Below are 26,758 nucleotides of genomic sequence, written 5' to 3'. Positions count from 1 at the left end.
GCGCCCGCCACGTCCGGAAATGAAAGTTGCCGCCATGTCCGTCTCATCATCACCCCTGCAATGGGTTCATTGTGCCTTTGACGATATGACGCCGCGTCTGGTCCATGACCTTTTTCAATTACGGCAACAGATTTTCATCATCGAACAGGAATGTCTTTTTCCTGATATCGATGGATTGGACCCGATTTGTCAGCATGTTCTGGGATTGCTTGATGGCAGGGTGGTGGCAGCCGCGCGCATTGTGGCACCGGGTATTGACCCCGATCATTCCGCACAGGGGCAACATCCTGCAATCGGGCGTGTCGTTGCCAGCCCGGATTTGCGCGGGCAGGGGATCGGCCGTAAACTGATGTTGCAGGCCATTGCATCCTGCGAAGACAGCTTTGCGGGTAAGGGCATTTTTCTGAATGCCCAACTGTATCTTAAAAACTTCTACGAGGGGCTTGGCTTCATCCAGTTCGGTGAGGCGTTCTATGAAGATGGCATCGCCCACATATCAATGCTGCGTGCTTCCTGATCGCGGGCGGCGGGTATGGCTGATACGGCCGGTACGGTTTAGCGTAGGCCGACCGTTGCCATACCGGTAAAGAATTCAAGCTGCCACTTCATGTCTTCTTCGCTCAAGGGATATGCCTCGCCACGGGGATTAAGCGTCTGACCGGGCGGAACATGACCGAGTTTGACCTGAATTTTAACGGCCAGTTCGGCCGAAAGGCCGGCCTTCCATGCCAACGACACAACCCCCTTGGCCGAATGGGTATTCAGGACCTTGCTTACCGCTTCTGGCGGAATTCCGGCAAGTACGGCCAAGGCGGCACGTGCCAGTTTGACATCATTGGCGGCCAATGCCTTGGCAACTTCCTTATCGGTGAGTTTGCCTTTGCTATGCAGGGACAAGGCCTTTTCGTAGGAGGATTCTTCTTCCTCTTCGCCTGCTGCGCCGTCTTTACCGTCTGCCTTGGCGGCGACTTTCTTTTCGGCCTCTTTTTGCTTGGCCTTGCGGGTTTCAACCGGGACTTCGTCGCGTTTGTCAAATTCGCCTGACGAAATGCGGCGATTGACCACTTCACGCACGGCTTCCAGCTGTTCCTTTTTCAGGTCTTTACGACGTTCAAGCACGCTGATGAGGCTTTCGGCCACAAATCGCGCCAGTTTCCCGGCCGCTGTTGGTGGCAGTTGCGGGCGTTCAACCAATGGCTTGTGCCATTCGGGATAATCCGGGGCACGATCAATCAGCTGATCAAGCGTCTCTTCGCGGATTTGCGCCGATTTATTGCCCAGAAGGTGCGAAATCGCGTCCTTATCGCTACTTGCCGCAATCGCATCAGCCAGTTTTTCGCCGACATTGCGTCTGCGCGAAATAAAGCTTAGCGATCCGCGCCCGGTGCTGCCTTCGATGATTTCAAGCAGGTCCGTTTCGGTCAGAACCGGCGAATATTGCAGGACTGGCCCGCACACGACACTTTCTGTATCGCGTGCTAATTGCTGAATGATCGGCTGCGGCGCGTTGGCGATATCCTTGAGCGTTTCGGAAATCACCTGACGGACATGGACGGCCTGATCACGGGCAAGCTTGTCCAGCGCCTCGTAGGTCATGCGGCGCAGCTTGTCCGACTCGTTGGGTGTCAGTCCGGCTGACAGATTGGCAATCTTTTCGGCCAGACTGCCACGAACGCTGTCATCCTTGTCGTCGGTCAGCAGGACGTCGGCTTGTACCGGGGTTGCCTGGTTTGCTGCAATATGACGCCGCACCTGGGAATCCGCATCACTTGCAAGATAGTACAGGATTTCGGGTTTGGTATCGTGACGCTGGGCCAGTACCCCGCGCACATTTGCATCCGGGCTGGCTGCCATATCCTTGGCTTCATCATACGTGATCGGGGTTTCCCGACGTTTGGTGAAGACCCTCTGCAAAAAGCCCTTCATAGGGGTGTCTCCTGGTTTTCTATTTTTGCCGGTTCATCCGATCCGGGAGGGGCGGCAATACCGAAACTGCCTTTGCCGTGTTTTTTCACCTGATACATGGTCTGATCGGCGCGAAGCACAAGTTGTTCAAGCGGTTCTTTGGATGCGGCATCGCGTACCGCAATACCGACCGAAATACCAAGCGGGCGATCTTTGGCACCGGAAAACGACGATAAGGCTGCGCTTTTTTCCAGAAGGATGCGTGCGCGCTTCGCCGCGGTTTCCATATCGGCCCCATCCAGCCAGACGACAAATTCATCGCCGCCAAGACGCGCGACCAAGTCAACCGGGCGGGTGTTGTCCAGAAGAATACGGGTTAGTGCCAGAATGGCCTCGTCGCCGGTCTGATGCCCGTGCACATCGTTGACCAGCTTGAAATTATCCATATCAACATACATCAGTGCCGCGGGCATGTTGTCATGCAGCAGTCGGGCATGGCGACGACCGAGTTCGTCGAAAAAGGCACGCCGGTTCAATAGCCCGGTCAGACCATCGGTCCGCGACAGGGTGACGATCCGGTCATGCTGTGCGGCCTGTTCGATTGCAATGCCGATCTGATCGGAAACCTCGGACATGATGGCGCGTTCGCCTTCATTCGGGACGGGGTGATCGGCATTGAAGATAAATATCACTGCACCATTCACCCGCTGATGATAGTGGGAGTGATGAGCAAGAACGCGATAGTTTTCGATTTCTGCTTCGAAAACGTCTTCGTTTTCGTCAAGCTGTTTCAAGGCCTGATTGGCAATCGGGTCAATGTCTTCGGGGCCGTGACACGCGACCATTTCGATCTCGTTGGTGTCTTCGTTGCGGCGAAAAATCGCGCATCCCGCACAGGCCAGCGCGCGCGCGCTGGCATCGGCCGCCCCTTTCAGGACAAGGGTCGGATCGATTTCATCGCGCATGGTCCGCACGATATAGGTCATCAGCCGGTCACGGTTTCGCGCGGTGGCGACTTCGCTTTCTCGGCGGCGCTGTTCGGTAATGTCATGGGCAAGCCCGCGCGTGCCGGTCCAACGGCCATCACGCGTGTAAACCGGGGTCGAGGAAACGGCCAGACAGGCGGCATTACCATTGGCCCGTTTAAGCCAGATCGGCACATCCCGAACGGCCTTTTGGCTGCGAAATACGATTTCGCTGTCCTGATCGGCGGTATCAAGAAGGAAATCAAGAGGTGACCGTCCGACAAGCTGTTCGGCCTTGTAGCCAAGTGCGCCGCGCGGCGAGACGAAAATGAATTTGCCGGTATCGTCGGTTTCCCATGCGAAGGCAGAGGATACTTCGACAATGTCACGGTAACGCTGGCGCGAATCAATCAAGGCCTCGCGCAGGTTACGATCCATACTGACATCACGTGGCAGCAGCAGAACACGGTCATCCGTCATTGGCAGGGCCGTCAGTTCAAGCGTTGCTGTGCCCTCTTGAACTTCGAAAGTCAGCAGTTCTAAAACCCCGCCGGGTGTTGTGATTGCGCGCAAGACCAGTTTGTTGATTTCGGGGAATAGGCCGTCACGAATACCTTCGGCAAAGCTTCGAGCATTTTTGTTGGCAAACAGGGGCGTTCCGTTCTTGTCCATGACCAGAACGGGGGCCTCTGCATCGGCCATGGTTTGTGGATCAAGGATGAAAACCTGTTCGGACGTCACATCGGTATGGTCAGACATTGCCTTCTCAGCATCCTTGTGGTGCCGGTTCATTTTCCGCCTCCGGTCGCATCGGCGGTTTGCGTGGTATTTGATGATCCGGTATTTACACTGGCAAGCGTTACGGGTGCGCCAAGATGATATCCTTGACCGTAATCAATGCCCAGATCGCGAACCAGTTCGAAGCTGGCCTGATCATAGATCATTTCTGCAATTGTATGGATGCCAAGATCCCGGCAAAGCAGGGCCGTTGCCTTGATAAAAGCGCGGCCTTTGGGTTTGGCCAGAGCCGTTCGCATGGCACCGCCATCAAATTTGATGATGTCGACGTCAAGCGCGCTCAGATATTCGAAATTGGCGGCCCCGGCCCCGAAATCGTCAAGGCAGACAAGGTGCCCGCGTGCGCGCAGGCGCTGCAGACCATCATTCACGTCGCGCAATCCGCGAATGCGCGACGTTTCTGTCACCTCGAACATGATTTTTGCCGGATCGATATCATAGCGATCCAGAATTTGTTCAAGTGCTGGCAGAAAATCCTGCTGTTCAAGCGAGTGGCCGGATAAATTAACTGCAACAGAATGAGTTACGCGTTCAGGTTCAAGCGTGACGTGATCCAGCACCTTCTGACACATTGCCAGATCGAATTCGGTAATCAATCCGGTGCCTTCGGCAAAATGAATGATCTGATCAACCGCAAGGGCGCTGCCGCCGTGATGGAACCGCGCCAATGCTTCGTAATGGTGCATCTCAAGGCTTTCGAGATGCACGATCGGTTGCAGCGCGACGGCAAAGGATCCGTTCTGCACAATTTCGCGAAATGCCCGAACCGATTTCAGGGTTTCCTGAATAAGATGCGGCAAGCTTGCTGAAAGGCGTTCGGCCGATACATCCGAATCACCGCGATGCTGCAGACGATTAAGCGCATATGCAACAGCACGCGTCAGATTGGTTTCTCTTTCACCATTTTCTATCGGTTGGCGGACATTCTGTGTGAGGCGGTGAAACCCGCTGGCAAGGTCATAGTCACGGCCAAACAGATCATTGTTGGTCAGTGTCGAAGCACCCGACGTGCCAGAACTGCCCGTGGCAAGGTTCAGATTTTTGAAAGGATCGGGGGCGTTTGCCGCATCGCTGCAATCCGGATCGTCAAGATCGGCGCGTAATGCACTGGCATAGGCGACAATTCGGCGTTCCAGTTCGATCATCGGCTCGTCAACCAGATAACCGCCGTCTGGCTCAAGGTTTTCGGGGCTTCGGCGGTTGCCGATGCCAATCCCGATCAGGCGCGCAAGCTCGTTGGTCGCATCGGTTTCTGCCTGGCTGCGAAGGGCGGCGAGGTTTTCAAGAACCACAAGGGCTTCGCTATGGCTTGAGGCCATGCGTGCGGCGGTTTCTGCTTGCTGGTCGTTCTTGCCTGTTTTTGAGCTTACCGCAGACAACGTGTTTTGCAGGATCAGGCGATCAATGCCCGATCGTGCGCGCGGACGTATCGCGCGATGGCGGGCCGCAATAAAATAACGACCGATCGGTTCGGAAATCATATAGCCGCTAAGTGACAGGGGAACCGGATTGCCAAGGGCAATTCCATCATCCTCGATCAACTGAAAATCAAGATCGAGTTCTTCAAGCCGTTTGATCCCGGAACTGGCATGAAGATAGGCCCGTAACAGCGGCCGTTCCGACTTTATGACCAGCTTATCAAGTGCCTCGCCGATCAATCGTTCCGGCAGGCAGCCCAAAAGACTTTCGGTCGCACCGGCCACAAACAGGATGTATCCGTTCTCGTCGACTTCAAGCAGCATGTCCGCCCAGCAGAACGCCATGGCAGCCAGTAGGTCCCTGTCGTTTGTTTCTGCTGAATAGCTCATATTGTCCGTCATACGAGAACCATCACAAGCCTGACCCCCAAAAGCTTCGGATGAATTCCGAAGTCGTTTTCCCTGTTCTTCTTAAATAGCGATCTTAAGGGGTAATATGAAGGAAAAGGACTTAATAAACAAAAAAAAGCCGGTGGATACCGGGCATTGTGATTACACAGGGCTGGTTTGTGTCACGTGACGCAGACGGGAACCGTATTTCAAACGACAATACTGACATCGCAGTCACTGTCAGGCGGCGTTGTGGCTGCTTTCGGAATGGGGGCGTTTTGCGTGTTTGTTGGCATACATTGCGTCATCTGCCTGCTGCAAAAGCTGTGTGATATCGCTTTTGCCATTATAGACGGTAAAGCCGAAGCTGGCTCGGATCGGAAGGGCTGCTCCCTGCCAAATTAGCGGGAAGCGCGATGTTGCTTTTTCAAGGTCACTTATCCGACGTTCTGCGACTTCGGGAATGCTGCCGACCAGCAGTATGGCAAATTCGTCACCACCAAAGCGGGCGACAAAATCATCAGCGCGTGTATGTGTGCGAAGGTTTTGGCCGAAATGGCGCAGGATGGCATCGCCAGCGGCATGGCCATGGTGATCATTGATCAATTTGAAGCCGTCAAGATCGGCAATGACCAGAATGCCGTTTTCCGGGTGACGGGCGGCACGTGCCATGGTTTCGCGAACACGACGCAGGAAACCGCGACGGTTATAGAGACCTGTCAACTCGTCGGTTTCGACCATTTGTTCAAGCTGTCGGATGCGGTTCTGCTGCTGGTCGAGACGGTTTTGCATGTCGCGTGCAAGATCAACAAGTGTCGCAAATGCATCCGTGCTTTCGGCTTCAACTGTGGCACGGGTGTTAACATCCGTTCGCGGTTGAAACTCGTCAGCCAGTTTTTTCAGAAGCTCTAGATGCGAGTTGTTCATCTTTGATCTTGTTATCAATGACAATGCAAACTGAAACGCGTAAAACGTTTGACAGTATCCTTTTTAAAGTCCAGTGCGTTACAACATCATTAACGAAGAAAGTAAGGTTTTGTGACGGCAGGAAACCGCACGAGCACAGGAGAACGATAATGAAAACCGGAATTGGCGCCGTGTCTGGCAAGTTTGCTGCGATTCTGGCTGCGGGAATGTTGATGTCGGCATGTTCGGCATTTCAGAAAGAAAACATGACCCTGACCGGGGAAATTACCGATAATGGCCGGGAATGCGTCACGTTTCGTGCGGATGACGGAACCCTTTATGCGCTGGCAAACAAGGCAAGCAATTTCCGTCCTGGTGACAAGGTTCGGGTGACCGGCCATGGTGCGTTGATGACGACCTGCACCGAGGCCGAAACCCTGATCGTTGACAAGATTGTATTGCTGGGCGGTGATGCCAAATAGGACGGTTTCCGGTCGCATTCACGCAACGTGAATGCGACTTTATTGATTATGCGTTGCAAAGCAATCCGTGCCGTCAGCCAAAAGCTGGCGGCATTGTTTTTCAGCGCTGGCAATATCCGCAAACCCACCAAGGCGCAGCCGATGAAACGTTCCCTTGGTTCCGATGTCTATGGTTGAAAGGTTGCGGGGGTGGGATTGTGCCAGATCGGGATACCGGATCATGAAACTTGCCCAATAGGTTTGGGCACTGATCGTATCGCGAAACGCACCAAGCTGGATCGCAAATGCGCCGTCAGTTCCGGCGGGGGAGAGACTTGTCGCTGTCAATGTTGACGCCTGTGACGCACCGGTTTCGGGGATTAAAGGCGATATTGTCATATGCTGTGTGTTCGCGGATGCAGATGCAGATGCAGATTTTGGCTGGGCGATGAGTGCTGGCGCAGGTTTTTCCATGATTGTGCGTTTTGCGCCTGCTGCTCGCGATGGCACGCGTTTGATACCCTGTTTTTCCATTCGATATTGCTCGGCAAGGCTTGGCCGATCTGTGTCTTCAAGTAAAACGGGGTCGGTTCGGATGGTGCCGGGCAGAAGGCTGAAAGGTTGACTGACCGGCGACGGGCTGCTGGTGTGAACGGGTAGATCGGTCGGTATGGCGTCCAGACCGGATTTCATTTCTTTGCTTGCGGGATGTGCTGTCTCGATATTTTGCGCCGCGACCTGACCCGGGCCCATGGTCAGAAAAAGACCGGCGGCAATGCATCCTGTCACGATACTGGCCAGTTTTGATCCGTATCGAACGCGAACAGGGGATATCGCCGCCGGTATCATTTATTGTTCCGACCATGCCGGGAAGGCGTGGCGTTCGCGCAGGATGCGGTCATTCTGGCGCAGCCGTTCCATTGCCTTGCCATAAACGCTGTCGGCGGTGTACTGGCCTTCGGGATGATCGCCACATGGCTTGCCGCTGAGCAATTCGATGGCGTCATTGATGTGTTCCACCGTCCAGATGTTGAACTTGCCCTGACGAATTGCCTGAACAACTTCCTCGCGCAGAACAACATTTTCCGCATTGGCCAGTGGGATGATCACACCCTGATCGCCGGTAAAGCCCTGATCGGCACAAATGCGATAAAATCCTTCGATCTTGTGCGAAATGCCCCCGACTGGCTGTGCCTGCCCGAACTGGTTCATTGATCCTGTTACACCGATATTCTGGCGCATCGGGATGTTGGAAATTGACGAAATGATCGCGCAAAGTTCGGCCATGGATGCCGAATCACCTTCTATCCCGCCATAGTTCTGTTCGAACGTCACGTTACAGGCAAAGGATAGGGGGAATTCCTGTGCAAAGCGGGATTTAAGGAACCCTTCGATTGTCATGACCGATTTCTGCTGCAATGGGCCAGACATATCGACCATGCGTTCGATGTTCAAAACGCCGAGGCTGCCGACATAGGAGCGTGCCGATACGCGTGCAGGCAAACCAAATGCGTGATCGCCATAATCGAGAACGGTCAGCGCGTTAACTTGCCCGACAACCGCACCATAGCTGTCGATCAGGATTTCGCGACGCTGAACCCGTTCATGGGACCGGTCTTCAAGTCGGCTGTTGCGATGACGGCGTTCTTCGATGGCGCGCCTGACGTCGGCGGCCCGGATGCTGCTGCGTTTGTCGGTCTTGGCCAGTGCGCCGGCTTCGATGGCTACATCCTCGACCCGCTCGATCTGTGCGGTCAGTTTGTCACGTTCCCCGGCCCAGCGGGCCGCCTGACCCAGCAATTGGCGGATGGCCCCGTTATCAAGCGGGATGCCGGTACGTGACAATGCAGAATCACGCAGTAATCCGGTATAGATCGAAATGTTACGACCTGCGGCGGGCATGTCGGCATCGATGTCGGCCTTCACCCGGAAATGGTTGCGAAAATCAACATCCAGCGAGAAGAATGTATAGTAATATTTCGGTGCGCCGACGATCACGACCTTGACGTCAAGCGGGATGGGGCGCGGCTCCGGTGCACCGGCAGTTGGCGGGCCGGATTTATGGGTTTCCTCGATCCGGATTTCGCCATCACGAAGGGCTGCTTTCAGGAACGCCCAGCTGTCTTCGTGTTCGACCAGCGATTCCGCGCGTAAAACCAGAACGCCGCCATTGGCGCGATGCAGGGCACCTGGCTTGATCAGGCTGAAATGCGGGTGCATGCCACCTGCTACCGGGCGGTACTGGATTTGGCCAAACAGGTTATCATAGCTTGGGCTTGGTTCCAGAACGACATCAGGATGCTTGTCGCGCGAATGGTCGATCAGAAGATTGACCGCATAACGGTCATCGACGGTTTCGGGCATTTTGCCATCGCCGCTGTCGATGGCGGGCTGGTCGCTGGCTTCTTCGAACGCGTCGATATTATCCAGAATGTCTTTTTCAAGTGCTTCGAACCACGCCTTCATTCCCGGTGCGGTGAATTTGTCGCGGATTTTGCGAATGCGCGGCTTCAGAACGACCTTTGCGGCCCCGCGGCGAAGCGCATCAAGCGTATCGGAAATCTGTTCTTCGAGATCGCGGGTCGAAAGCAGCGTCTTGCGGGCTTCTTCGGCGACTTCTTCAAATGCATCTTCGGCTTCGGCGCGGCGCTCTTTGGGGATTTCGTCAAGCGAAACGGGCTCGCCTTCCTCGTTCAGGGCGACGATCATCACGCCTTTTTCGTTTTCCTGAACATCCAGGCCGCGTTCGCGGGCATATTCGCGCAAGGCGTCGAATTTTTCGCGGAGCTGTGCGCGCGCTTCTTCCGTCTGGGTCTGGGTTTCGGTCAGGTGGGCTGGCGCGTTGAATGCGGATGCAAATGCCTCGCGCAGGTGCGATACCAGCGTTTCCATCGCATCGGCCAGTTTGCGGCCTTCACCGGCGGGAAGGGCATAAGGGCGCGGGCGATTGGTGCGGGAAAAGTTGTTCAGATATACCCAGTCCTGTGGTGCTGGGCGCTCTTCCATCGACTTTTTTAGATATTCGAGGGTTGCGGTCATACGACCAGCGCGATCAAGGCCCAGAACAAAGATGTTGAAGCCCGGCTCGGACATTGAAAGACCGAACTTCAATGCCTCTGCTGCTCGGTAATGCGATGAAAAAGCAAAAATTTCAGGAGACTGGTCTTTGTGTGGGCTGCGAATCCGGAAGTGGGGGAAGCCACAATCATCAGCGTCGAGGCGGGAAACTGGCATTTGCTGTCTTTCTGCTGCCCAAAAAGGATGTGATCAGGCAAGGACGCCGATCACGAAATCTTATCTTGGAAGCAACGCGATAGGACGGTCAAGAGCAGCTTGTCGATTTTGCGATATGGGCGTCCCGGGTATTGATGATGCGATGGTGTAATGCCTCGTGCAGCTATTATCAAACCGCAACCAAAAGGCGTTTCAGTCATGGACAAAAAACGGTTTACATCACGACCGTATTGCCAAACTCGCTGGTTTGCAGCAGGCGTTCGACAATCTGAACGCCGTGACGCAGACGTTCGGTCGATTTTTCGGCCCCGAAACAAAGCCTTAGCCCGCGTTGTGGATGCCCGACCGAAAACTGCTGTGCCGCGGTCAGAAGCACACCGTTATTGGCCGCATTCATGACCAGTTCACCCGGATCGATATGGTCGGGCAGATCAAGCCAGATATGATAGTTGGTCGGATGAAACCGGACATTGTAGCCCTTTAGCGTGCCCAGAATGATCGAAAGCCGTCTTGCGGCTTCTTCACGGTGCCAGGCTTCATATCGTTTGAGGCTGCCATCTTCGATCAGGCGTGAAACAAGTTCCAGATTGATGGCCGATACCATCCAGCAGGTTGATCGAATGGCGCTTGCGAGTTTGGCGATCATTTCGCTTGGGGCGTGGATATAACCGACGCGAAGACCGCCGCCGATGCTTTTTGAGACCCCGTCCAGATAGATGCTGCGTTCCGGCGCAAAGCATGAGAGCGGCGGTGGCGCATCGGGATTGAGGAAGTGATAGATGCCATCCTCGATCAAAAGCAGATCATATTTGCGCAGAATTTCAGCGATTTCCATGCGTCGCTGTTGGCTCATGGTGCAGCACAGCGGATTGTGCAGGGTTGGCATCAAATAAATGGCGCGCGGGCTTTGTGTTCGGCAAAGGGTTTCAAGAACATCCGGAATGATGCCTTCGTCGTCCATGGCAACACCACGCAGACGGAATTGCAGCAGATTTGCAAGGCTGCGCAGGTTCGGATAGGTCAGTTCCTCGCACAGGACCAGATCGCCTGGTCGTACGGTTGCCAGCAATGAAACCGTCATTCCGTGCTGAACGCCTGCGGTTGGCAGAACACGTTCCGGATTGTCATCCAGTCCGAGTGCACCGGCCATTGAGGCAAGGGCGCGCCGGTGGCCCGGCATGCCATATTCCGACTTGTAGGTGATCATGTCATCCAGAGGGGTACATTTGGCGACATCAATCAGGACATTGCGAATATGGTCTTCGCGCGGGGGGAGGGGGCAATTCATGCGGAAATTGACCGGCCCGATATCCTCGTCATCATCATTTGCCGTTTCGCGGGCCATTTTCCCGATATTGTTACTGAAGTGTCCCGGTGCGGGAACCGTCGCCGCCATATCCAGTTCGCTTTGCAAACTGCCCAGCACATATGTGCCGCGTCCGACTTCGCCAGCAACAAGCCCCAGTCTTTCCGCCTCGCGGTAGGACCGCGTAATCGTACCGACTGTAACGCCAAGGTGATAGGCAAGGTCGCGATGGGTGGGAAGACGGTCGCCGGGTTTGAGTGACCCGTCATCAACCGCGCTGCGGATGGCGTGTGCGATCCGTCGATAAACAGGGCCGCTGCCGCCTTCGATGTTTGGAAGCCATATTGTCATGGTGACAATGTTTAAATTGACACAATGTCAATGTCAATGACAAAACAAAATCGGTACAATTAGTCGACAGGAGGAAGTGATGGTAAATTGTAACGATACAATCCGGGTTTCCGAACTCAATATCAAAGGAAACGTACAGATGAACACCAAAGGCGCTGTCAAGGCGACTGACTGGCGTTCTGCTGTTGCCGGCATCGCTGTCTTCGTCGTCGAATATCTTCGCGTCTGGCAGGAACACGCACGCGACCGCAGAATGTTGGAAAAGCTTGATGATCACCTTCTGAAGGATATCGGAATGACGCGATCCGATCTGGATCACGAATTGTCAAAGCCGTTTTGGACAGGGTTCCCCCCGCGCAACTAGATTATGTTGCGCCGAACGGAGGTTCACGCTCCCTCGTGCCTCCGTTCGAACCCTGTCTGAAATTGTCCCGATGAATATCATTCGATTGTACTGATGAACTATCCGAAAGGGTGACAATGTCGCTGTTTACCGAAAAGGAGCTTCGCGAAGCTGCGTCTTATGTCCACCAATATGTGGCTTCGACGCCGACAATACGCTGGCCGTTGCTGGATCGGGCGACTGGATTGTCCCTGTATGTGAAGCATGAAAACCATACCCGCCTTGGTGCGTTCAAAATTCGTGGCGGGCTGACATTTTGTCGTTATCTGAAAAATTCCATCGGAGTGTCGCGGGGCATCATAAGTGCCACGCGTGGCAATCACGGCCAAAGTCTGGCACATGCCGCCAGTCAGTCGGGCCTTTCGGCAACCATTATTGTTCCGCGCGGCAACTCGGTTGAAAAGAACGCAGCGATGCGGGCTTGGGGTGCCGAGGTCATCGAGCATGGCGACGATTTTCAGGATGCTGCGGAATATGCAGGCCAATATGCCGCTGCCGAAGATTTGGTGATGGTGCCGCCCTTTCACCCGGAACTGGTGCGCGGCGTTGCATCATACGGGCTGGAATTGTTTGATGCGGTCAGAAAGCTTGACCGGATTTACGTGCCGATTGGCATGGGGTCAGGGATTTGTTCGTTGATTACAGTGCGCGATGCTCTGGGCCTTGATACCGACATTATCGGTGTTGTCGCGACGGGGGCAGATGCCGTGCTGCAATCCTTCCGGGCGGGCAAGGTGATTACAACACCAACCGCGAATACGTTTGCAGATGGCGTTGCCTGTCGCAGTCCTGATCCGGCAGCGTTCGCAATCATCAAAGACGGCGCGTCAGATATTGTTGCGGTAAGTGATGATCAAATCCGCGATGCCATGCGCCTTTATTTCAGTTCCTGCCACACCCTTGCCGAGGGTGCGGGGGCGGTATCACTTGCCGCGGCGATTGCAGATCACGAACGCAATATCGGCAAGAAGACAGCTGTCATTCTGAGTGGTTCCAATATCGACCGGACCGACTATGCCCGTATCCTGAACGGAGATACCCAATGAGCCGCCCGTTAAATCGTGCCGGCAGCAGCCCCACTGCGACGACGGCGCGTCATCTGATGTTTGATGATCTTGAACAGCTTGACCAGATACTGGCCGCAACCAGCGATATGGCACGCGACTTTGTTCAGGGTGCTGACGACATGGATGTGACCTGCCGCGACTTTTCTACCTTTGATCCCTCGCGCCCGATGCCGGGGAAGGGTCGCGGTACGCTTGATGCGCTGCGGGCAGCGAAGGAAGAAATTCTGCCGCTGCTCGCCGCATCAATCGGTCCCCGTTATCTTGGTTTTGTGACCGGCGGCACGACACCGGCCGCCCTTGCCGGTGATTGGTTGACAGGCGCAATCGATCAGAACGCAACCGGCCCGGAGGGCAGCGTTACGGCAGCAGTCGAAGAACAGGTGATCAACTGGATTTGCGAGATGGCCGGGCTACCCCGCAGGCGTTTTGATGGTGTACTGACAACGGGTGCGACGGTATCGAACCTTTTGGGGCTTGTTGCCGGGCGCCAATGGTGCGGTCAGCAGATCGGCGTTGATGTTGACGCCGACGGGGCGGGTGTGCTGCCAGGTTTTGAAATATTTGCCGCAAGCCCGCATGCCAGCATGATCAAGGATTTGTCGGTTACCGGGATTGGTCGCAATAGCTTTACCAAGGTTGCAACCCGACCGGGGACCGAGGAAACCGATATCACCGATCTTAAAAACCGCCTTGCGGCAAGTACGGCCAAGGCCAAGCTGGTTATCGCGTCTGCGGGCACGGTGAATGCGACGGATTTCGATGATCTGATCGCGATTGCCGATTTGTGTGCGGCTTATGGGGCGTGGCTGCATGTTGATGCAGCGTTTGGCATGTTTGCTGCCCTTGATGATCGGCGCGCCCATTTGCTAGCAGGACTTGACCGGGCAGACTCGATCACCTCAGATGGTCATAAATGGCTGAATGTTCCCTATGATTGCGGAATTTTCCTGACCCGGCATATCAGTGTGCTTGAAACCTGCTGCCGGGCGTTTGCGCCGTATTTGCAGACGGATGCGGTTGGAAATATGTACATCAATCGTGGGGTGGAAAATTCCCGCCGGTTCCGGGCTTTGCCGCTTTGGCTGGCGATGGTCGCCTATGGACGTGACGGTTTTGCCGGGATTGTTCGGGCGAACTGCGATCAGGCAGTTGATCTGGCGCAATGGGTGCGTGGTCATGACCGGCTTGAATTGCTGGCCGATCCCAAACTTAACGTGACCATGTTTACCGGCCCGGGCAGCGATGATGATAATCGTGCCTTGCTGGCGCGTATCAATGCGACCGGGAAACTGTTTATGACGCCGACGATGTATGGTGGACGGTTCGGGTTCCGTGCGGCGTTCAGCAACTGGCGCATGCGCGATCACGATCTGCAAATCGTCAAGGATGCGATTGACAGTGTGCTGTAAAGGCGCTGTTTTCCAAGTATCAAAGACCATTCAGGATAAAAGACGAATGAAAACGCTTCCGATTTATCAGATTGATGCTTTTACCAACCGGATGTTTGCCGGTAATCCGGCGGCAGTCGTGCCGCTTGATGGCTGGTTGCCCGAGGTGGTCATGCAAAATATTGCGATGGAAAACAATCTGTCGGAAACGGCTTTCGTGGTGAAGCTTGATCCGGCAAAGAATGACGGGGCTGATTTTCATATCCGATGGTTCACACCAACGGTCGAAGTGCCGCTTTGTGGTCACGCGACGCTGGCGAGTGCGTTTGTCATTTTCAATATGCTGGGTTTTGACGGTGATTTAATACGATTGCAAAGTGCCAGCGGCATTCTGACCGCGCGGCGCGATGGTGATGCGATTGTACTTAATTTCCCCAAGCAATCGATTGCTCCTGATGATGTTCCGGCGCATGTTCTTGCCTCCATATCCGACGCAGCCCCGCGGGGGACTTTCCGTGTTACCAGCCGGGATACCGATTTTGTCGTGGTTTATGACGATGCATCGGTGGTGCGGAACATGAAACCGGATATGTCGGCATTAGGGAAACTTGCCGAACGCGGCGTAATCGTTACCGCACCAGGTGATCAGCCGGGCATTGATATGGTATCGCGGTATTTCCTGCCCGCCCTTGGTATCGATGAAGACCCTGTAACCGGCTACATGCATTGTGTTGTTGCGCCATATTGGGCGGAACATAGCGGTAAATCCAATGTTGTCGGGTATCAGGCGTCCAAGCGTGGCGGGATCGTTGATTGTACGATTGATGGGGAACGCGTCCATCTGAAGGGCAATGCGCTTTTGTATCTTAAGGGTGAGATTTATCTGCCTGATTGACGTCGGACAGACTGTCGAAAAGCGATCGTTGCAATGGCGGGCAGGGCACAACACTGTCCGCCATTTTTATGGCAAAATACCGGGTTTTGGTGATCTGGCAGGGTTGCGCGGTCTACCCACTATCGCGCAAGGCCGTGATCCGACGTTTGATTTTTATTGACCTCTTGCGGGGGCTTTCGTCTAAGTAAGGGCAAAATACGACTTTCGGGGAATGGACGGGCGTTTTGAATGGCCTGCCACAACCCCGTATAAAAGCGCTGTTGCAGGGGAAGATAGATCGTGATCGATAGTGTTGTCGCCAGTTCTGCGACGCCATTGCAGATGTGGGTGGTTCTGGCGCTGGTCGCCGGATCGCTGGTCCTGTATGGGCTGGAGCGCATATCGCTTGAGCTGACCAGCATGGCGCTGATTGCCACTTTGCTGCTGTTCTTCAATTTCTTCCCGTTGCCCGATGCCGATGGCAACAACCTGCTTGATGCGGGCGCGCTGATGTCTGGGTTTGCCAACCCGGCCTTGCTGACTGTGCTTTCATTGTTGGTCGTCGGGCAGGGCATGGTGCTGACCGGCGGGGTCAGTTATATCGCTGGTCTGATTACCGAACATGGCGGCAAGAATGCCTCGATGGCGATTTTTGTCGGCTTGTTTGTCGTGATGCTGATGTCGGCATTCCTGAACAACACCCCGGTCGTTGTTATCTTCATACCAATCATTCAGGCGCTGTCGGAGCGTATTCAGCGTTCGCCCAGTGCATTGATGATCCCGTTGTCTTACGTCGCCATTCTGGGCGGCATGACGACCCTGATCGGGTCTTCGACCAACCTTCTGGTATCAAGCTCGTTGATCGAACTTGGCATGCCTGCACTCGAGTTTTTTGAATTCACGGTGATTGGCAGTGTGCTGGCGCTGGTGGGCTTTGTCTATGTGCTGTTCGTCGCGCCCCGCCTTTTGCCCGCGCTGGCATCGATGCGCAGCAAGCTTGCCAACCCCGATAGCAGTGGTAAACAATTCATCGCCCAGATCACCGTCGGCCCGGCGTCTCAGATGATCGGTACCCGTCCTGTGGCCGGGTTCTTTAAAGACCTGCCCAATATTACGATCCAGATGATTGTTCGGCGTGAACATGCCGATCTGCCGCCGTTTGACGAAGATATGGAAATTCAGGCAGGTGACGTTCTTGTCGTTGCAGCCACGCGCAAGGCCCTGACCGAGGCGCTGCAAAAAGACCCGGGCCTTCTGCATGCGGAAGCCGCGGCCGTCCATGAAGGCGGTGAAGAAATCCCACAAAAATCGACCCAGCTTCTGGCCGAGGTCATGCTGCCGCCAGGATCGCGTCTGATCGGTTTTAACCTTGAACAGATCGGTTTCCGCTATCAGTACAAATGCCTTGTCCTTGGCATTCAGCGCCGTTCGCGCATGATCCGCACGCAGATGACCGAAATCCGCCTTGAAGCCGGTGACGTTCTTCTGGTGCAGGGGCGGTCCGAGGATGTTGAAGCCCTGCGTACCATTCGTGATGTGGTTTTGCTGGAATGGTCGACCCGTACCTTGCCGCGCCCGTTCCATGCCCGTCGTGCCGCGGCCATTTTCCTTGGTGTGATTGCGGTGGCGGCGACCGGTCTGGTGCCGATCATGGTTTCAAGCTTTATCGGTGCGGCGCTTATGATTGCATCTGGTGCGCTTAACCTGCGTCAGGCAGCACGCGCGATTGACCGGAAGATCGTGCTGCTGGTGGCGGCTGCCCTTGCCCTTGGTAATGCCTTGCAATTGACCGGCGGGGCGGAATTCGTGGCCGATCAGTTGCTAGCGGCAACGCGCGGGGCACCGGCACCGGTGATTTTGTCGCTGTTCTTCCTGATTGTTGCGGTGTTTACCAATGTTCTGTCGAACAATGCCTGTGCTGTTCTGTTCACGCCAATCGGGATCGGCATGGCCCAGAATCTCGGGGTTGAGCCGCATATCTTTGCCATTGCGGTGGTGATGGCGGCCAACTGTTCATTTGCATCGCCGGTGGGGTATCAGACCAACCTTCTGGTGATGGGGCCGGGGCATTACCGATTTGTCGATTTCCTGCGCGCCGGGACGCCGTTGATCATCATTTTGTGGCTGGCGTTCAGTCTGTTCGCGCCTTGGTATTACGACATTCCGTTCTGATCTGAAATGCCTGTGCGCGATTGGCTGATCTGTCATGCAAATGCGTGCAGTTATAATGCGCCAAAGGCGTTTGACTTTTGGGCGTGCCGCAATAGGATCGGGCTCCGATTTTGACGCAGAATAGTGCGCCTGCACCGTTCGATTATCTCAGGAATATGCCGATGGCCCAGAATGCCAATGTAACCGCCAATTCCACTGATGCCTTTGCCAAACCAAACCAGCGCCCCGCAAGCCCGAATTTTTCGTCGGGCCCGTGCAAAAAACGTCCGGGCTGGTCGGCAGATGCGCTTGATACCCGTGTTCTTGGCCGGTCACATCGTTCCAAATTCGGCAAGGAACGCATGGAAGAGGTCATTGATCGTTCGCGTGCGATCCTGAATCTGCCTGATGATTATCTGCTTGGGGTTGTTCCGGCGTCCGATACCGGTGCGGTGGAAATGGCGTTGTGGTCACTTTTGGGGCCACGCGGCGTTGATATGCTGGCATGGGAAAGCTTCGGGTCGCTTTGGGTAACCGATGTTTTAAAACAGCTAAACCTGCCTGATGTTCGCGTCATGGAAGCCGGTTATGGCAAGTTGCCCGATCTTGGTGCGGTTGATTTTGACCGGGACGTTGTCTTTACCTGGAACGGCACGACAGCCGGTGTGCGGGTGCCAAATGGCGACTGGATCGCATCGGACCGCAAGGGCCTTACGATTTGCGATGCCACTTCGGCGATTTTTGCCATGGAACTGCCTTGGGACAAGCTCGACGTTGTGACCTATAGCTGGCAGAAAGTTCTGGGCGGCGAGGGTGGTCATGGCATCATTATTCTGAGCCCGCGTGCCGTTGAACGCCTTGAAAGCCATAATCCGGCTTGGCCGATGCCGAAAATATTCCGCATGACCAAGGGCGGTAAACTGATTGACGGCATTTTCCGTGGGGAAACGATCAATACCCCATCGATGCTGGTGGTTGAGGATGCCATTGACGCCCTGAAATGGGCCGAAGATATCGGCGGTCTTGACGGTTTGCTGAAACGCACCCGTCAGAATCGCGCCTATCTTGATGAATGGCTTGCCAAAAGTGACTGGGCGGCTGATTTGTCGGAAAAGCCGGAAACGGCGTCCAATACATCAATGTGCATCAAGATTGTCGACCCTTGGGCCCTGTCATTGCCGGCGGAAAAGCAGGCCGCATTGCCAAAACGCATTTCGCAGATTCTTGAAGCCGAAGAAATCGCAATGGACATCAATGGCTATCGCGATGCGCCTCCGGGCTTGCGGATTTGGGGTGGTGCGACTGTGGAACCAAGTGATGTCAAAGCGTTGCTGCCATGGCTTGATTGGGCATATGCGACGGTCAAAGCTGAAATTCAGGCTGGATGATCGGTAATTCGTAAGTATTATTTGCGTCTTCGGGGGTTTTCCCGTTGCCCTGTCCGGAACAAAGCGTTAGTAACCGCTACCGGATATATAGATCAGGCACGACCTGAACCGATTTTGCGCGCCTTGTCCGGAAAGCACATATAATGACCGAACTTGCCAGGAAAGCTCTTTTGCCCGCCGGCCTTCAGGATGTTCTGCCTGGAATCGCTGCACGGGAAGCTGACATCCGTGAAAAGCTGATGAGCAGTTTCGCACATGCGGGCTACGACCGGGTCAAGACGCCGCTGGTCGAATTCGAAGAGAGCCTTCTGGAGGGTGCAGCGCCGGAACTAGCCACCCAGACTTTCCGCCTGATGGACCCGGTGTCGCACCGGATGATGGGTGTTCGTTCCGACATGACCCCGCAGGTCGGTCGTATCGCGGCAACCCGCCTTGGCGATGCGCCGCGTCCGTTGCGTCTTTCCTATTCCGGCGATGTATTGCGGATCAAGGGCACACAGTTGCGCCCGGAACGCCAGTTTGCCCAGGTCGGGGCGGAGTTGATTGGTGTATCCAGCGCCGCAGCAGATACCGAGATCGTGCTGCTTGCGCTTGAGGCGTTGGAACATGTCGGTTTGCCGGATGTTTCCGTTGATCTGAATTTGCCGACCCTGCCGGTCCGTTTGTTTGATGCCTTTGGTGTTGCAGCCGATGATCGCGAAACGCTGATCGGGGCCCTTGAACATCGCGACGTCGCGGCGGTCAAAGCTGTTAGTGGCAATGTGACCGATGTGCTGGTGGCCCTGCTTGAAGCCGCCGGTCCGGCGCAGGCAGCATTGCCGAAGCTTAAAAAGCTTGAACTGCCGTTGGGCGCGTCCGAAGAATTGCACCGTCTGATCGAGGTTGCCGAACGTATTCTGGCATCTGATCTTGATGCGGCCTTGACCATTGATCCGGTTGAAATGGCCGGTTTCCGGTATCAGACCGGTGTCAGCTTTACCCTGTTTGCCAAGCATGTTCGCGGTGAATTGGGGCGTGGCGGTCGTTACCGTGCGGGTGGTTCGGGCGGCGAGGCCGCAACCGGCATGTCGCTTTTCATGGATACGATTTTGCGCGGCCTTGCCGATGTAAAGCCGGTTGAACGGGTTTATTTGCCGTTAGGCACGCCGCAGCGCGAAGCGCGCCAATTGCGCAAAGACGGCCATTATACTGTGGCGGCACTTGAAGGTGCGGCCGAAGCCAAAACAGAAGTTGCGGCGCGCAAGGAAGCACGCCGCATGGGATGCAGTTTCATTTATCTTGGCGGCCAGATCGTGCCGCTGGGTGCGTAACCCAGAACCATTTCTTATCGCGCAAGGAGTTTTGCGATGACCAATGTTGCCGTGATCGGTTCCCAATGGGGGGACGAGGGGAAAGGCAAGATCGTCGACTGGCTGTCCGAACGGGCAGACGTCGTTGTGCGTTTCCAGGGCGGTCATAACGCCGGTCATACTTTGGTGATCGACGGAACGACCTATAAGCTTAGCCTTCTGCCGTCGGGTATTGTTCGCAAGAACAAGCTGTCGGTTATCGGTAACGGCGTTGTCGTTGATCCGTGGGCGCTTCTGACCGAGATTGACCGCCTTAAAGGGCAGGGCGTTGAAATCACGCCGGAAAACCTGCGCGTTGCAGAAAATGCCTGTCTTATTCTGCCGTTGCACGGCAATCTGGACAAGGCACGCGAAGCTGCGGCAACCGGCAACAACAAGATCGGTACCACCGGTCGCGGGATCGGCCCGGCATATGAAGACCGCGTTGGTCGCCGTGCGATCCGCGTTGGCGATCTGGCCGATGTCGAACTTCTTGAAGCCAAGGTCGAAAACCTTCTGACCCATCATAATGCGCTTTTGCGCGGTCTGGGTCAGCCGGAAGTCGACGGTGCGGAACTGCTTGCGCAGCTTAAGGAAATCGCACCGAAAATCCTGCCGTTCTCGGACACAGTCTGGAAATCGCTTAACCAGTTCAAGGAAGCCGGTCAGCGTATCCTGTTTGAAGGCGCGCAGGGCACGATGCTTGATATCGATCATGGCACGTATCCGTTTGTGACCTCGTCCAATACGGTCTCGGGACAGGCTGCTGCCGGTTCTGGCATGGGCCCGTCGGGGGTCGGTTATGTTCTGGGGATTACCAAGGCATACACCACACGTGTCGGCGAAGGCCCGTTTCCGTCCGAACTGTTTGACGCGGACGGCGAACGTCTTGGCGAACGCGGTCATGAATTCGGTGTTGTCACCGGGCGTAAACGTCGTTGTGGCTGGTTTGATGCGGCCCTTGTCCGTCAGTCGGTCAAGGTTAACGGCATCACTGGTATCGCATTGACCAAGCTGGATGTTCTTGACGGGTTCAAGGAAATCAAGATCTGCACCGGCTATGACATTGATGGCAAAATCTATGACCATCTTCCCGCCAACCAGCGTCTTCAGGCCAAAGCCAAACCGGTTTATGAAACCATTGAAGGCTGGTCTGAAACCACGATGGGCGCGCGCAGCTGGGCCGATCTTCCGGCTTCGGCGATCAAATATGTTCGCCGTATCGAAGAGCTGATCGAGGCACCGGTTGCGTTGCTGTCGACCAGTCCGGAACGCGATGACACCATTCTGGTTCATGACCCGTTCAGTGCGTGATCCCGTGCATGAATGAAAATGCAAAAAGCCACCGGTTTTTCCGGTGGCTTTTTCCGTTTAAGACTAATGATTTGGCAGATCATACCCTTATGCCCCGCTTGGATAACGGCTTGCTCCGTTTTGCTATCGGCAGTATCGTTTCGGCAGATCAGAGGACGGGCTGAAACTGCTTTCCAGGTAGGGAAGGGCAGGGCACGGATCCTCCAACAAAGAAAAACCGGGGCTCATGGCACAAGAAGCGGAAATGCAGAAACAGGATGTTTCCGACGGCGCTGACGAACAGGCTGCCGCAGCGGATAATAAAGATACCATGCCTTCCCCTGCAGGTTTGGGCGGCGAGGACCCAACTGCGTTGGGTAGTGGTGGACGGAGTATCGAGGTTGGTAATTTCCGGGTGTTTTCAGATCTGCGGCTTCCGGAATACGATATGGGAAATTGCAAGGCCTATGCTGCAGATAACCTGCGCCGTGAAGAAGGTGGCGCCTTTGCTCTTGTAACTGATCCAGCAATACCGACGCGCTACGATCTAATGCGCTTTTTAACCGGTGTCCATATCGGCGGGCAGATTGATCTTCTTGATCACGAAATTGCGCCTTGGCCACCGTTTGACCAAAAAACCATGATGCTTTTCTATGAAAAGCCTGCAGGCGGACGTGTGCTTGTACCGGGTGAAAAACAAAAAAAGATAGATGAGCATGATTTCTCAAAGATTGTAATTGAGCCCCTGCTGAATGTGCTGCAGGCGGTAGCCGAAAAGGGGCTAACCCATCGTAATATTCGCGCGGACAATCTGTTCTTTGAAGACCCAATGGCAGAGAAAGTCGTTGTTGGGGATTGTTGCTCTGCTCCTGGAGGGTTCAACCAGCCTTTAGTCTACGAAACCATATCACGTATGACCGCTGATCCAGCGGGACGTGGTTTGGGGTCGGTATTGGATGACTTGTATGCGCTGGGTATGACAATTGCGGCTCTTGGTATCGGGCACACACCGCTCGAAAAGCTGCGTGAGCAGGACATTATTGATGTCAAACTGTCCAAAGGTTCTTTCCAAGCTATTGTAATGAATGAAAAACTGCCTCTGGTGTTGATTGAACCCGTGCGCGGTCTTTTGTGTGATGATCCCGAAGAGCGTTGGGGGTTTTCCGAATTGCATGCTTGGCTTGATGGCAGGCGGGCCAAGCCAGTTCAATCCAACACCGAACGTCGGGCTGCACGCTCCCAAAATATTTCGGGAAAAGATTATTATACTGCGCGGTCGTTGGCGCAGGGGATTGCAAAAAACTGGATTAATGCACTCGCCCCACTAAAAGATGGAGCCGTTGAAACTTGGTTGCGACGTGGGCTGTCAGATAACGACAGGGCCAAGCATATGGCTGAGGCTGCCCGGCAATTGCAATGGGCGGGAGCAGACAAGAGGGCTGCCGAAGATATCCTAGTCGCTAAATCCATCATTATTCTTGATCCGACCGGAGCTATTCGTTTCAAGGGGTTCTCTGCGATGGTTGACGGGTTGGGGACTATGTTGTCTTACGACGTACAGCACGGGCGCGGGCCTCAACGGTTTGCTGATGTGGTAACGCGTGATATCCCTGCTTTCTGGTTCGGGCGACAAGTCGGATATAACCCGGAAGTCCAAAAATTGCAGCAGGCATATAAGAACCTTAGATACTATGTGCAGCAGCAAAGTGCGGGATATGGCTATGAGCGCTGCCTTTATGCGATGGTTCGTAACCAGCATTGCCTTAGCCCGATGATAGAAAAGAGTTATGTCGTTAACATAGAGCAGCTTTTACCCGCACTGGAAAAAGCTTCGGAATCGTTACCTGATGATGCATGGCCAATTGATCGGCATATTGCAGCTTTTATTGCAACCCGCCTTGATGACGATGTTGAACCCCAACTTCTGGCGTTGCAAAATCCGTCAGATGAAGTCGAATACAGTCGCGCAATCATTAGCATGCTGGCACTTGTGCAATGGCGGCATGGGCCTGATAATCTGCAAAATCTGTCGCACTGGGTGGCCCGTTTGATGGAACCCGCAGTCAAGGTGTTTCACAGCAAGGCACGTCGGGAACGTGTTGAACACGAAATTCCGAAACTGGCCAAGCGCGGCAATCTTGTCGAACTTTACAATCTGATCAATGACGAACAGGAACGCCGGAAGGATCAGACCGAATTCATCACCGCGGTCGAGGAATATTCCGAAGCAGAAAGCGAGGTTTTTGACCTTGAATCATCAGGCCCCGCACGACTTGAACTGGCAGAAAAAGTTGGCCAGCAGGCAGCAGCCTTTGCGTCGACCATGATTGCGCTACTGACGGTTTCGGCGCTATTTCTGATGCATATGTGGTAGGGGACAGGAATGGCGAGACAATCAGGCGGCCGTAAAAAGAAAAGCGCATTTTCCGGTTTGTCGGTGGTGGCTTCTGCCGTGCTTTTGTTCATGGTTGCGCTACCGACATTCATTACCCTGGCGGTTGGGCTGTTACCATCAATGGTGGCGTTCATGTTTGACCGCAGTCAGGGGCGCACCATGTCGCGCTGCATTTTTGGTCTGAATTTTTCAGGGGTTGCGCCCTATATCATGGAAATCTGGCAGCAGGGCGGGCAGACGGCCAGTGTGGCAACTCAGGAAATTTTCCAACCCGTTGCCCTGTCGATCATGTATGGCTCGGCCGGTCTTGGATGGCTTTTGTATCTGGCGATGCCACCGATTGTCGCCAATGTGCTTAATCTTTCGGCCCAGCGCCGTGTTTCTGAATTGCGTAAAAGGCAGCGTGGTTTGATCAAAACCTGGGGCGACAGCCTGATCAAGGAAATCGACCGTTCAGGCAGTTAATCCGCAACCTAATCTCAAACCATCGACCAATAAAAAAAGCGGCGGACAATTTGTCCGCCGCAGTCATGTTGGTTGGTTAACGAGGGTAAGCAAGGCACTCACATCGGCAGATCGGTGTGGATCGATTTGCGTACTTTTTCAAAGGCCCGAACTTCAATCTGACGAATGCGTTCGCGCGATATTCCGTATGCAACGCTGAGATTTTCAAGCGTTACAGGTGAATCGAGCAGGCGGCGCTGGGTCAGGATGTCACGTTCACGTGCATTCAGGTGTGACATCGCACTTTTCAGCAGATTCATGCGCTGGACAAATTCCTCGCGCTTGCCATACAGGGTTTCCTGATCTTCATCTTCGCTTTCGATCCAGTCGACCCATTCACCGTCACCATCAATACGCACTGGCGCATTCAATGAGTGATCCGGCCCAGCGAGACGACGGTTCATCATGATCACGTCATCTTCGGTGACGTTAAGTTTTGTGGCGATGAATTCGACCTGTTCCGGTCGCAGATCGCCTTCGTCAATCGCCTGCATCTGGCTTTTGAGTTTCCGAAGATTGAAGAAAAGTTTTTTCTGGGCGGCAGTGGTACCCATTTTCACCAGCGACCAGGAATGCAGGATATATTCCTGAATTGCGGCGCGGATCCACCACATCGCATAAGTCGCAAGGCGGAAACCTTTGTCCGGGTCAAAGCGCTTGACCGATTGAAGCAGGCCTACATTACCTTCGGAGATCAGTTCGTTTATCGGAAGTCCATAACCGCGATAGCTCATGGCTATCTTGGCAACCAGCCGCAAATGACTTGTAATCAGCTTTTCTGCGGCAGTTGCATCATCATTGTCACGGAATTCACATGCAAACGTCGTTTCCTGTTCAGGTGTAAGCATGGGGTAACGGCGGATGCGCTGCAAATAGACTGTCAGACCATCTTGGGAGATGATTGGAAGTGCATTTCCCTGTTTCATTGAAGCCTCCCGTTGCGCTTCGTATAAAGTGCGGTTTATCCCCTAGCACTTATTGAAAGGTATACGGGAGTATTAGGTGTCGTCAATAAAAATTAGACCAAAAAGGTTAGGTCAAACTATCCCAATGGGTAGGTCTAGGCAGGTGATGAGTTCCTGTAGGTCTTCCGGGAGGGGGGCTTTGGTGAGGACGTAATTCCCTGTTTTTGGGTGTAAAAATCCCAGTGTTCTGGCATGTAGCGCCTGTTTTTCAAAGCCCGTCAGGACCTCGTGCACATGCTTGCTGAACTTCTGGGTAAGTTTGCTTCTACCGTAAACTGGATCACATATAAGTGAGTGACCAAGATGGGTCATGTGAACGCGAATTTGATGTGTTCTGCCAGTCAAAAGCCTGCATTCAACAAGAGATGCCAACGAGTCGTCGCGTTTTGCCAAAACCTTGTAACGCGTAAGGGCCGGTTTTCCCCCATTTCGAAGTACCGCCATCTTCTTTCTATTGCGCGGGCTTCGGCCGATATTTCCCTCTATGACGCCTTCGATTTGGCGCGGGACACCCCAAACAACGGCGATATAAGCGCGTTCGATATTTTCCTTATCCTCGGAAAACAGGGTCGAAAGTGCCCGATGGGTTGCATCGTTCTTCGCGACCACCATTGCCCCACTGGTGTCTTTGTCGAGCCGGTGCACGATACCCGGGCGCTTCACGCCGCCGATCCCCGACAGGCTGTCACCACAATGGGCCAGCAAAGCATTGACCAATGTACCGCTTTCATTGCCCGCAGCAGGATGAACAACCATCCCGGCGGGTTTATTGATCACCAGCAGATCGTCGTCTTCATAAAGGATATCGAGCGCGATTTTTTCGGCGATTGGGTCGGCCGCCACTGCGGGTGGGATTTCAAGCGCAAAGCGGTCGCCACTTTTTACCTTGTATGACATCTTGGCGATCGGCGTGTCATTCAGCAGCAGATGTCCGTTCTCAATCAGGCTTTTGATGCGCGAACGGGATTGCTCGGGCCATGCGGTTGCCAGAACCTTGTCGAGCCGCGCTCCCTCGTCAGCGGGAGAGGCAATATATTCAAGATGTTCGGTGTTCAAGCCGCTTTCCATATTCATATCTGCTGCTATTCTGGCCTGCTATGACCGTCACTGTCCGTTAAAGGGCGGTTTTAATCGCTTACTGATGAAATGCAATCCCGCTTTGCAAACTTGCAATTGGCTTCTCTTGTCGCTATGGCCTTCAATATCGTCCTGTCAGGCCTGTTGTGATCTTAGCGTGACGCAAGACAGGGGCATTCTATCAACTTATC

21 protein-coding genes are annotated in these 26,758 nt (G+C 54.4%); 12 read left to right on the top strand and 9 right to left on the bottom strand.

Annotated elements, in window-relative coordinates; translation table 11 throughout:
• Positions 1 to 34 precede the first annotated feature (34 nt).
• Positions 35 to 517 (top strand): GNAT family N-acetyltransferase, encoded by a 483-nt coding sequence (locus SMB34_RS06220; RefSeq protein ID WP_240478761.1) that lies wholly within the window; start codon positions 35 to 37, stop codon positions 515 to 517.
• A gap of 38 nt (positions 518 to 555) precedes the next feature.
• Here the strand turns inward: SMB34_RS06220 and SMB34_RS06215 are convergent, their stop codons facing one another.
• The 4 genes from SMB34_RS06215 to SMB34_RS06200 all read right to left on the bottom strand — a co-directional run bounded on the left by SMB34_RS06215 (position 556) and on the right by SMB34_RS06200 (position 6,403).
• Positions 556 to 1,926, bottom strand: a complete 1,371-nt coding sequence (locus SMB34_RS06215; RefSeq protein ID WP_037988518.1) for a DUF2336 domain-containing protein — start codon at positions 1,924 to 1,926, stop codon at positions 556 to 558.
• Entirely contained in the window at positions 1,923 to 3,629 is a 1,707-nt protein-coding gene (locus SMB34_RS06210) for a sensor domain-containing diguanylate cyclase (protein ID WP_240478760.1), read from the bottom strand. The genes SMB34_RS06215 and SMB34_RS06210 overlap by 4 nt, the downstream gene beginning before the upstream one ends.
• 29 nt (positions 3,630 to 3,658) lie before the next feature.
• A complete protein-coding gene (locus SMB34_RS06205) occupies positions 3,659 to 5,476 on the bottom strand; it encodes a sensor domain-containing phosphodiesterase (protein WP_240478759.1) in 1,818 nt (605 codons plus the stop codon).
• 240 nt (positions 5,477 to 5,716) lie between these two features.
• Complete coding sequence (locus SMB34_RS06200) at positions 5,717 to 6,403, bottom strand: GGDEF domain-containing protein (protein ID WP_007089990.1); 687 nt, start codon at positions 6,401 to 6,403, stop codon at positions 5,717 to 5,719.
• A gap of 149 nt (positions 6,404 to 6,552) precedes the next feature.
• Between SMB34_RS06200 and SMB34_RS06195 the strand changes: the two genes are divergently transcribed.
• Entirely contained in the window at positions 6,553 to 6,864 is a 312-nt protein-coding gene (locus SMB34_RS06195) for a DUF5818 domain-containing protein (RefSeq protein ID WP_007089989.1), read from the top strand.
• A gap of 39 nt (positions 6,865 to 6,903) precedes the next feature.
• Here the strand turns inward: SMB34_RS06195 and SMB34_RS06190 are convergent, their stop codons facing one another.
• The 3 genes from SMB34_RS06190 to SMB34_RS06180 form a co-directional block, all read right to left on the bottom strand.
• Complete coding sequence (locus SMB34_RS06190) at positions 6,904 to 7,536, bottom strand: SPOR domain-containing protein (RefSeq protein ID WP_167332739.1); 633 nt, start codon at positions 7,534 to 7,536, stop codon at positions 6,904 to 6,906.
• A gap of 156 nt (positions 7,537 to 7,692) precedes the next feature.
• Complete coding sequence (locus tag SMB34_RS06185; RefSeq protein ID WP_007089987.1) at positions 7,693 to 9,954, bottom strand: Lon protease family protein; 2,262 nt, start codon at positions 9,952 to 9,954, stop codon at positions 7,693 to 7,695.
• 337 nt (positions 9,955 to 10,291) lie between these two features.
• Positions 10,292 to 11,734 carry an aminotransferase-like domain-containing protein gene (locus SMB34_RS06180; protein ID WP_037988511.1) on the bottom strand — a complete coding sequence of 481 codons (1,443 nt, stop codon included), beginning with the start codon at positions 11,732 to 11,734 and terminating at the stop codon, positions 10,292 to 10,294.
• Positions 11,735 to 11,873: 139 nt separating this feature from the next.
• Here SMB34_RS06180 and SMB34_RS06175 point away from each other — a divergent pair, with 139 nt between their 5' ends.
• The 10 genes from SMB34_RS06175 (at position 11,874) to SMB34_RS06130 (ending at position 24,486) form a co-directional block, all read left to right on the top strand.
• The gene (locus tag SMB34_RS06175; protein ID WP_231858556.1) at positions 11,874 to 12,098 is read left to right on the top strand and encodes a DUF1127 domain-containing protein; all 225 of its coding nucleotides are present in this window, start codon (positions 11,874 to 11,876) and stop codon (positions 12,096 to 12,098) included.
• Positions 12,099 to 12,214: 116 nt separating this feature from the next.
• Complete coding sequence (locus tag SMB34_RS06170; protein WP_037988508.1) at positions 12,215 to 13,183, top strand: threonine dehydratase; 969 nt, start codon at positions 12,215 to 12,217, stop codon at positions 13,181 to 13,183.
• Positions 13,180 to 14,613, top strand: coding sequence for a pyridoxal phosphate-dependent decarboxylase family protein (locus tag SMB34_RS06165; RefSeq protein WP_037988506.1), 1,434 nt, complete (start codon positions 13,180 to 13,182; stop codon positions 14,611 to 14,613). Before SMB34_RS06170 ends, SMB34_RS06165 begins: the two co-directional genes overlap by 4 nt.
• A gap of 46 nt (positions 14,614 to 14,659) precedes the next feature.
• Positions 14,660 to 15,487, top strand: coding sequence for a PhzF family phenazine biosynthesis protein (locus SMB34_RS06160; protein WP_007089982.1), 828 nt, complete (start codon positions 14,660 to 14,662; stop codon positions 15,485 to 15,487).
• Positions 15,488 to 15,766: 279 nt separating this feature from the next.
• Positions 15,767 to 17,638, top strand: coding sequence for an SLC13 family permease (locus SMB34_RS06155; protein ID WP_037988504.1), 1,872 nt, complete (start codon positions 15,767 to 15,769; stop codon positions 17,636 to 17,638).
• Between the two features lie 161 nt (positions 17,639 to 17,799).
• Entirely contained in the window at positions 17,800 to 19,005 is a 1,206-nt protein-coding gene (locus tag SMB34_RS06150) for a phosphoserine transaminase (protein WP_037988553.1), read from the top strand.
• 143 nt (positions 19,006 to 19,148) lie between these two features.
• Positions 19,149 to 20,315, top strand: coding sequence for an ATP phosphoribosyltransferase regulatory subunit (locus tag SMB34_RS06145; RefSeq protein WP_037988502.1), 1,167 nt, complete (start codon positions 19,149 to 19,151; stop codon positions 20,313 to 20,315).
• 36 nt (positions 20,316 to 20,351) lie between these two features.
• On the top strand, positions 20,352 to 21,647 hold the full coding sequence (locus SMB34_RS06140; RefSeq protein WP_037988499.1) for an adenylosuccinate synthase: 1,296 nt from the start codon (positions 20,352 to 20,354) through the stop codon (positions 21,645 to 21,647).
• Between the two features lie 226 nt (positions 21,648 to 21,873).
• Complete coding sequence (locus tag SMB34_RS06135) at positions 21,874 to 24,000, top strand: protein kinase family protein (protein ID WP_037988497.1); 2,127 nt, start codon at positions 21,874 to 21,876, stop codon at positions 23,998 to 24,000.
• Positions 24,001 to 24,009: 9 nt separating this feature from the next.
• A complete protein-coding gene (locus SMB34_RS06130) occupies positions 24,010 to 24,486 on the top strand; it encodes a hypothetical protein (RefSeq protein ID WP_007089976.1) in 477 nt (158 codons plus the stop codon).
• A 98-nt stretch (positions 24,487 to 24,584) separates the two neighbouring features.
• Here SMB34_RS06130 and rpoH read toward each other — a convergent pair whose 3' ends face one another.
• Positions 24,585 to 25,451 (bottom strand): RNA polymerase sigma factor RpoH, encoded by an 867-nt coding sequence (gene rpoH / locus SMB34_RS06125; protein WP_007089975.1) that lies wholly within the window; start codon positions 25,449 to 25,451, stop codon positions 24,585 to 24,587.
• Between the two features lie 111 nt (positions 25,452 to 25,562).
• On the bottom strand, positions 25,563 to 26,564 hold the full coding sequence (locus SMB34_RS06120; protein ID WP_007089974.1) for an RluA family pseudouridine synthase: 1,002 nt from the start codon (positions 26,562 to 26,564) through the stop codon (positions 25,563 to 25,565).
• Between the last annotated feature and the right edge of the window lie 194 nt (positions 26,565 to 26,758).

Source organism: Thalassospira permensis NBRC 106175 (genome assembly GCF_000714555.1).
In the GTDB taxonomy this organism is placed as follows: domain Bacteria; phylum Pseudomonadota; class Alphaproteobacteria; order Rhodospirillales; family Thalassospiraceae; genus Thalassospira; species Thalassospira xiamenensis.
Note: the sequence above shows the minus strand (reverse complement) of the source record. Positions and strands in the feature narration are given on the sequence as shown.

Bases quoted from the DNA above. Each gene is read 5' to 3' on its own strand.
- SMB34_RS06200 (WP_007089990.1), bottom strand. From the start codon at position 6,403: ATGAACAACTCGCATCTAGAGCTTCTGAAAAAACTGGCTGACGAGTTT.
- SMB34_RS06205 (WP_240478759.1), bottom strand. From the start codon at position 5,476: ATGAGCTATTCAGCAGAAACAAACGACAGGGACCTACTGGCTGCCATG.
- SMB34_RS06215 (WP_037988518.1), bottom strand. From the start codon at position 1,926: ATGAAGGGCTTTTTGCAGAGGGTCTTCACCAAACGTCGGGAAACCCCG.
- SMB34_RS06180 (WP_037988511.1), bottom strand. From the start codon at position 11,734: ATGACAATATGGCTTCCAAACATCGAAGGCGGCAGCGGCCCTGTTTAT.
- SMB34_RS06165 (WP_037988506.1), top strand. From the start codon at position 13,180: ATGAGCCGCCCGTTAAATCGTGCCGGCAGCAGCCCCACTGCGACGACG.
- SMB34_RS06210 (WP_240478760.1), bottom strand. From the start codon at position 3,629: ATGTCTGACCATACCGATGTGACGTCCGAACAGGTTTTCATCCTTGAT.
- SMB34_RS06130 (WP_007089976.1), top strand. From the start codon at position 24,010: ATGGCGAGACAATCAGGCGGCCGTAAAAAGAAAAGCGCATTTTCCGGT.
- SMB34_RS06175 (WP_231858556.1), top strand. From the start codon at position 11,874: ATGAACACCAAAGGCGCTGTCAAGGCGACTGACTGGCGTTCTGCTGTT.
- SMB34_RS06150 (WP_037988553.1), top strand. From the start codon at position 17,800: ATGGCCCAGAATGCCAATGTAACCGCCAATTCCACTGATGCCTTTGCC.
- SMB34_RS06220 (WP_240478761.1), top strand. From the start codon at position 35: ATGTCCGTCTCATCATCACCCCTGCAATGGGTTCATTGTGCCTTTGAC.
- SMB34_RS06190 (WP_167332739.1), bottom strand. From the start codon at position 7,536: ATGAAATCCGGTCTGGACGCCATACCGACCGATCTACCCGTTCACACC.
- rpoH (WP_007089975.1), bottom strand. From the start codon at position 25,451: ATGAAACAGGGAAATGCACTTCCAATCATCTCCCAAGATGGTCTGACA.
- SMB34_RS06145 (WP_037988502.1), top strand. From the start codon at position 19,149: ATGACCGAACTTGCCAGGAAAGCTCTTTTGCCCGCCGGCCTTCAGGAT.
- SMB34_RS06170 (WP_037988508.1), top strand. From the start codon at position 12,215: ATGTCGCTGTTTACCGAAAAGGAGCTTCGCGAAGCTGCGTCTTATGTC.
- SMB34_RS06160 (WP_007089982.1), top strand. From the start codon at position 14,660: ATGAAAACGCTTCCGATTTATCAGATTGATGCTTTTACCAACCGGATG.
- SMB34_RS06135 (WP_037988497.1), top strand. From the start codon at position 21,874: ATGGCACAAGAAGCGGAAATGCAGAAACAGGATGTTTCCGACGGCGCT.
- SMB34_RS06120 (WP_007089974.1), bottom strand. From the start codon at position 26,564: ATGAATATGGAAAGCGGCTTGAACACCGAACATCTTGAATATATTGCC.
- SMB34_RS06195 (WP_007089989.1), top strand. From the start codon at position 6,553: ATGAAAACCGGAATTGGCGCCGTGTCTGGCAAGTTTGCTGCGATTCTG.
- SMB34_RS06140 (WP_037988499.1), top strand. From the start codon at position 20,352: ATGACCAATGTTGCCGTGATCGGTTCCCAATGGGGGGACGAGGGGAAA.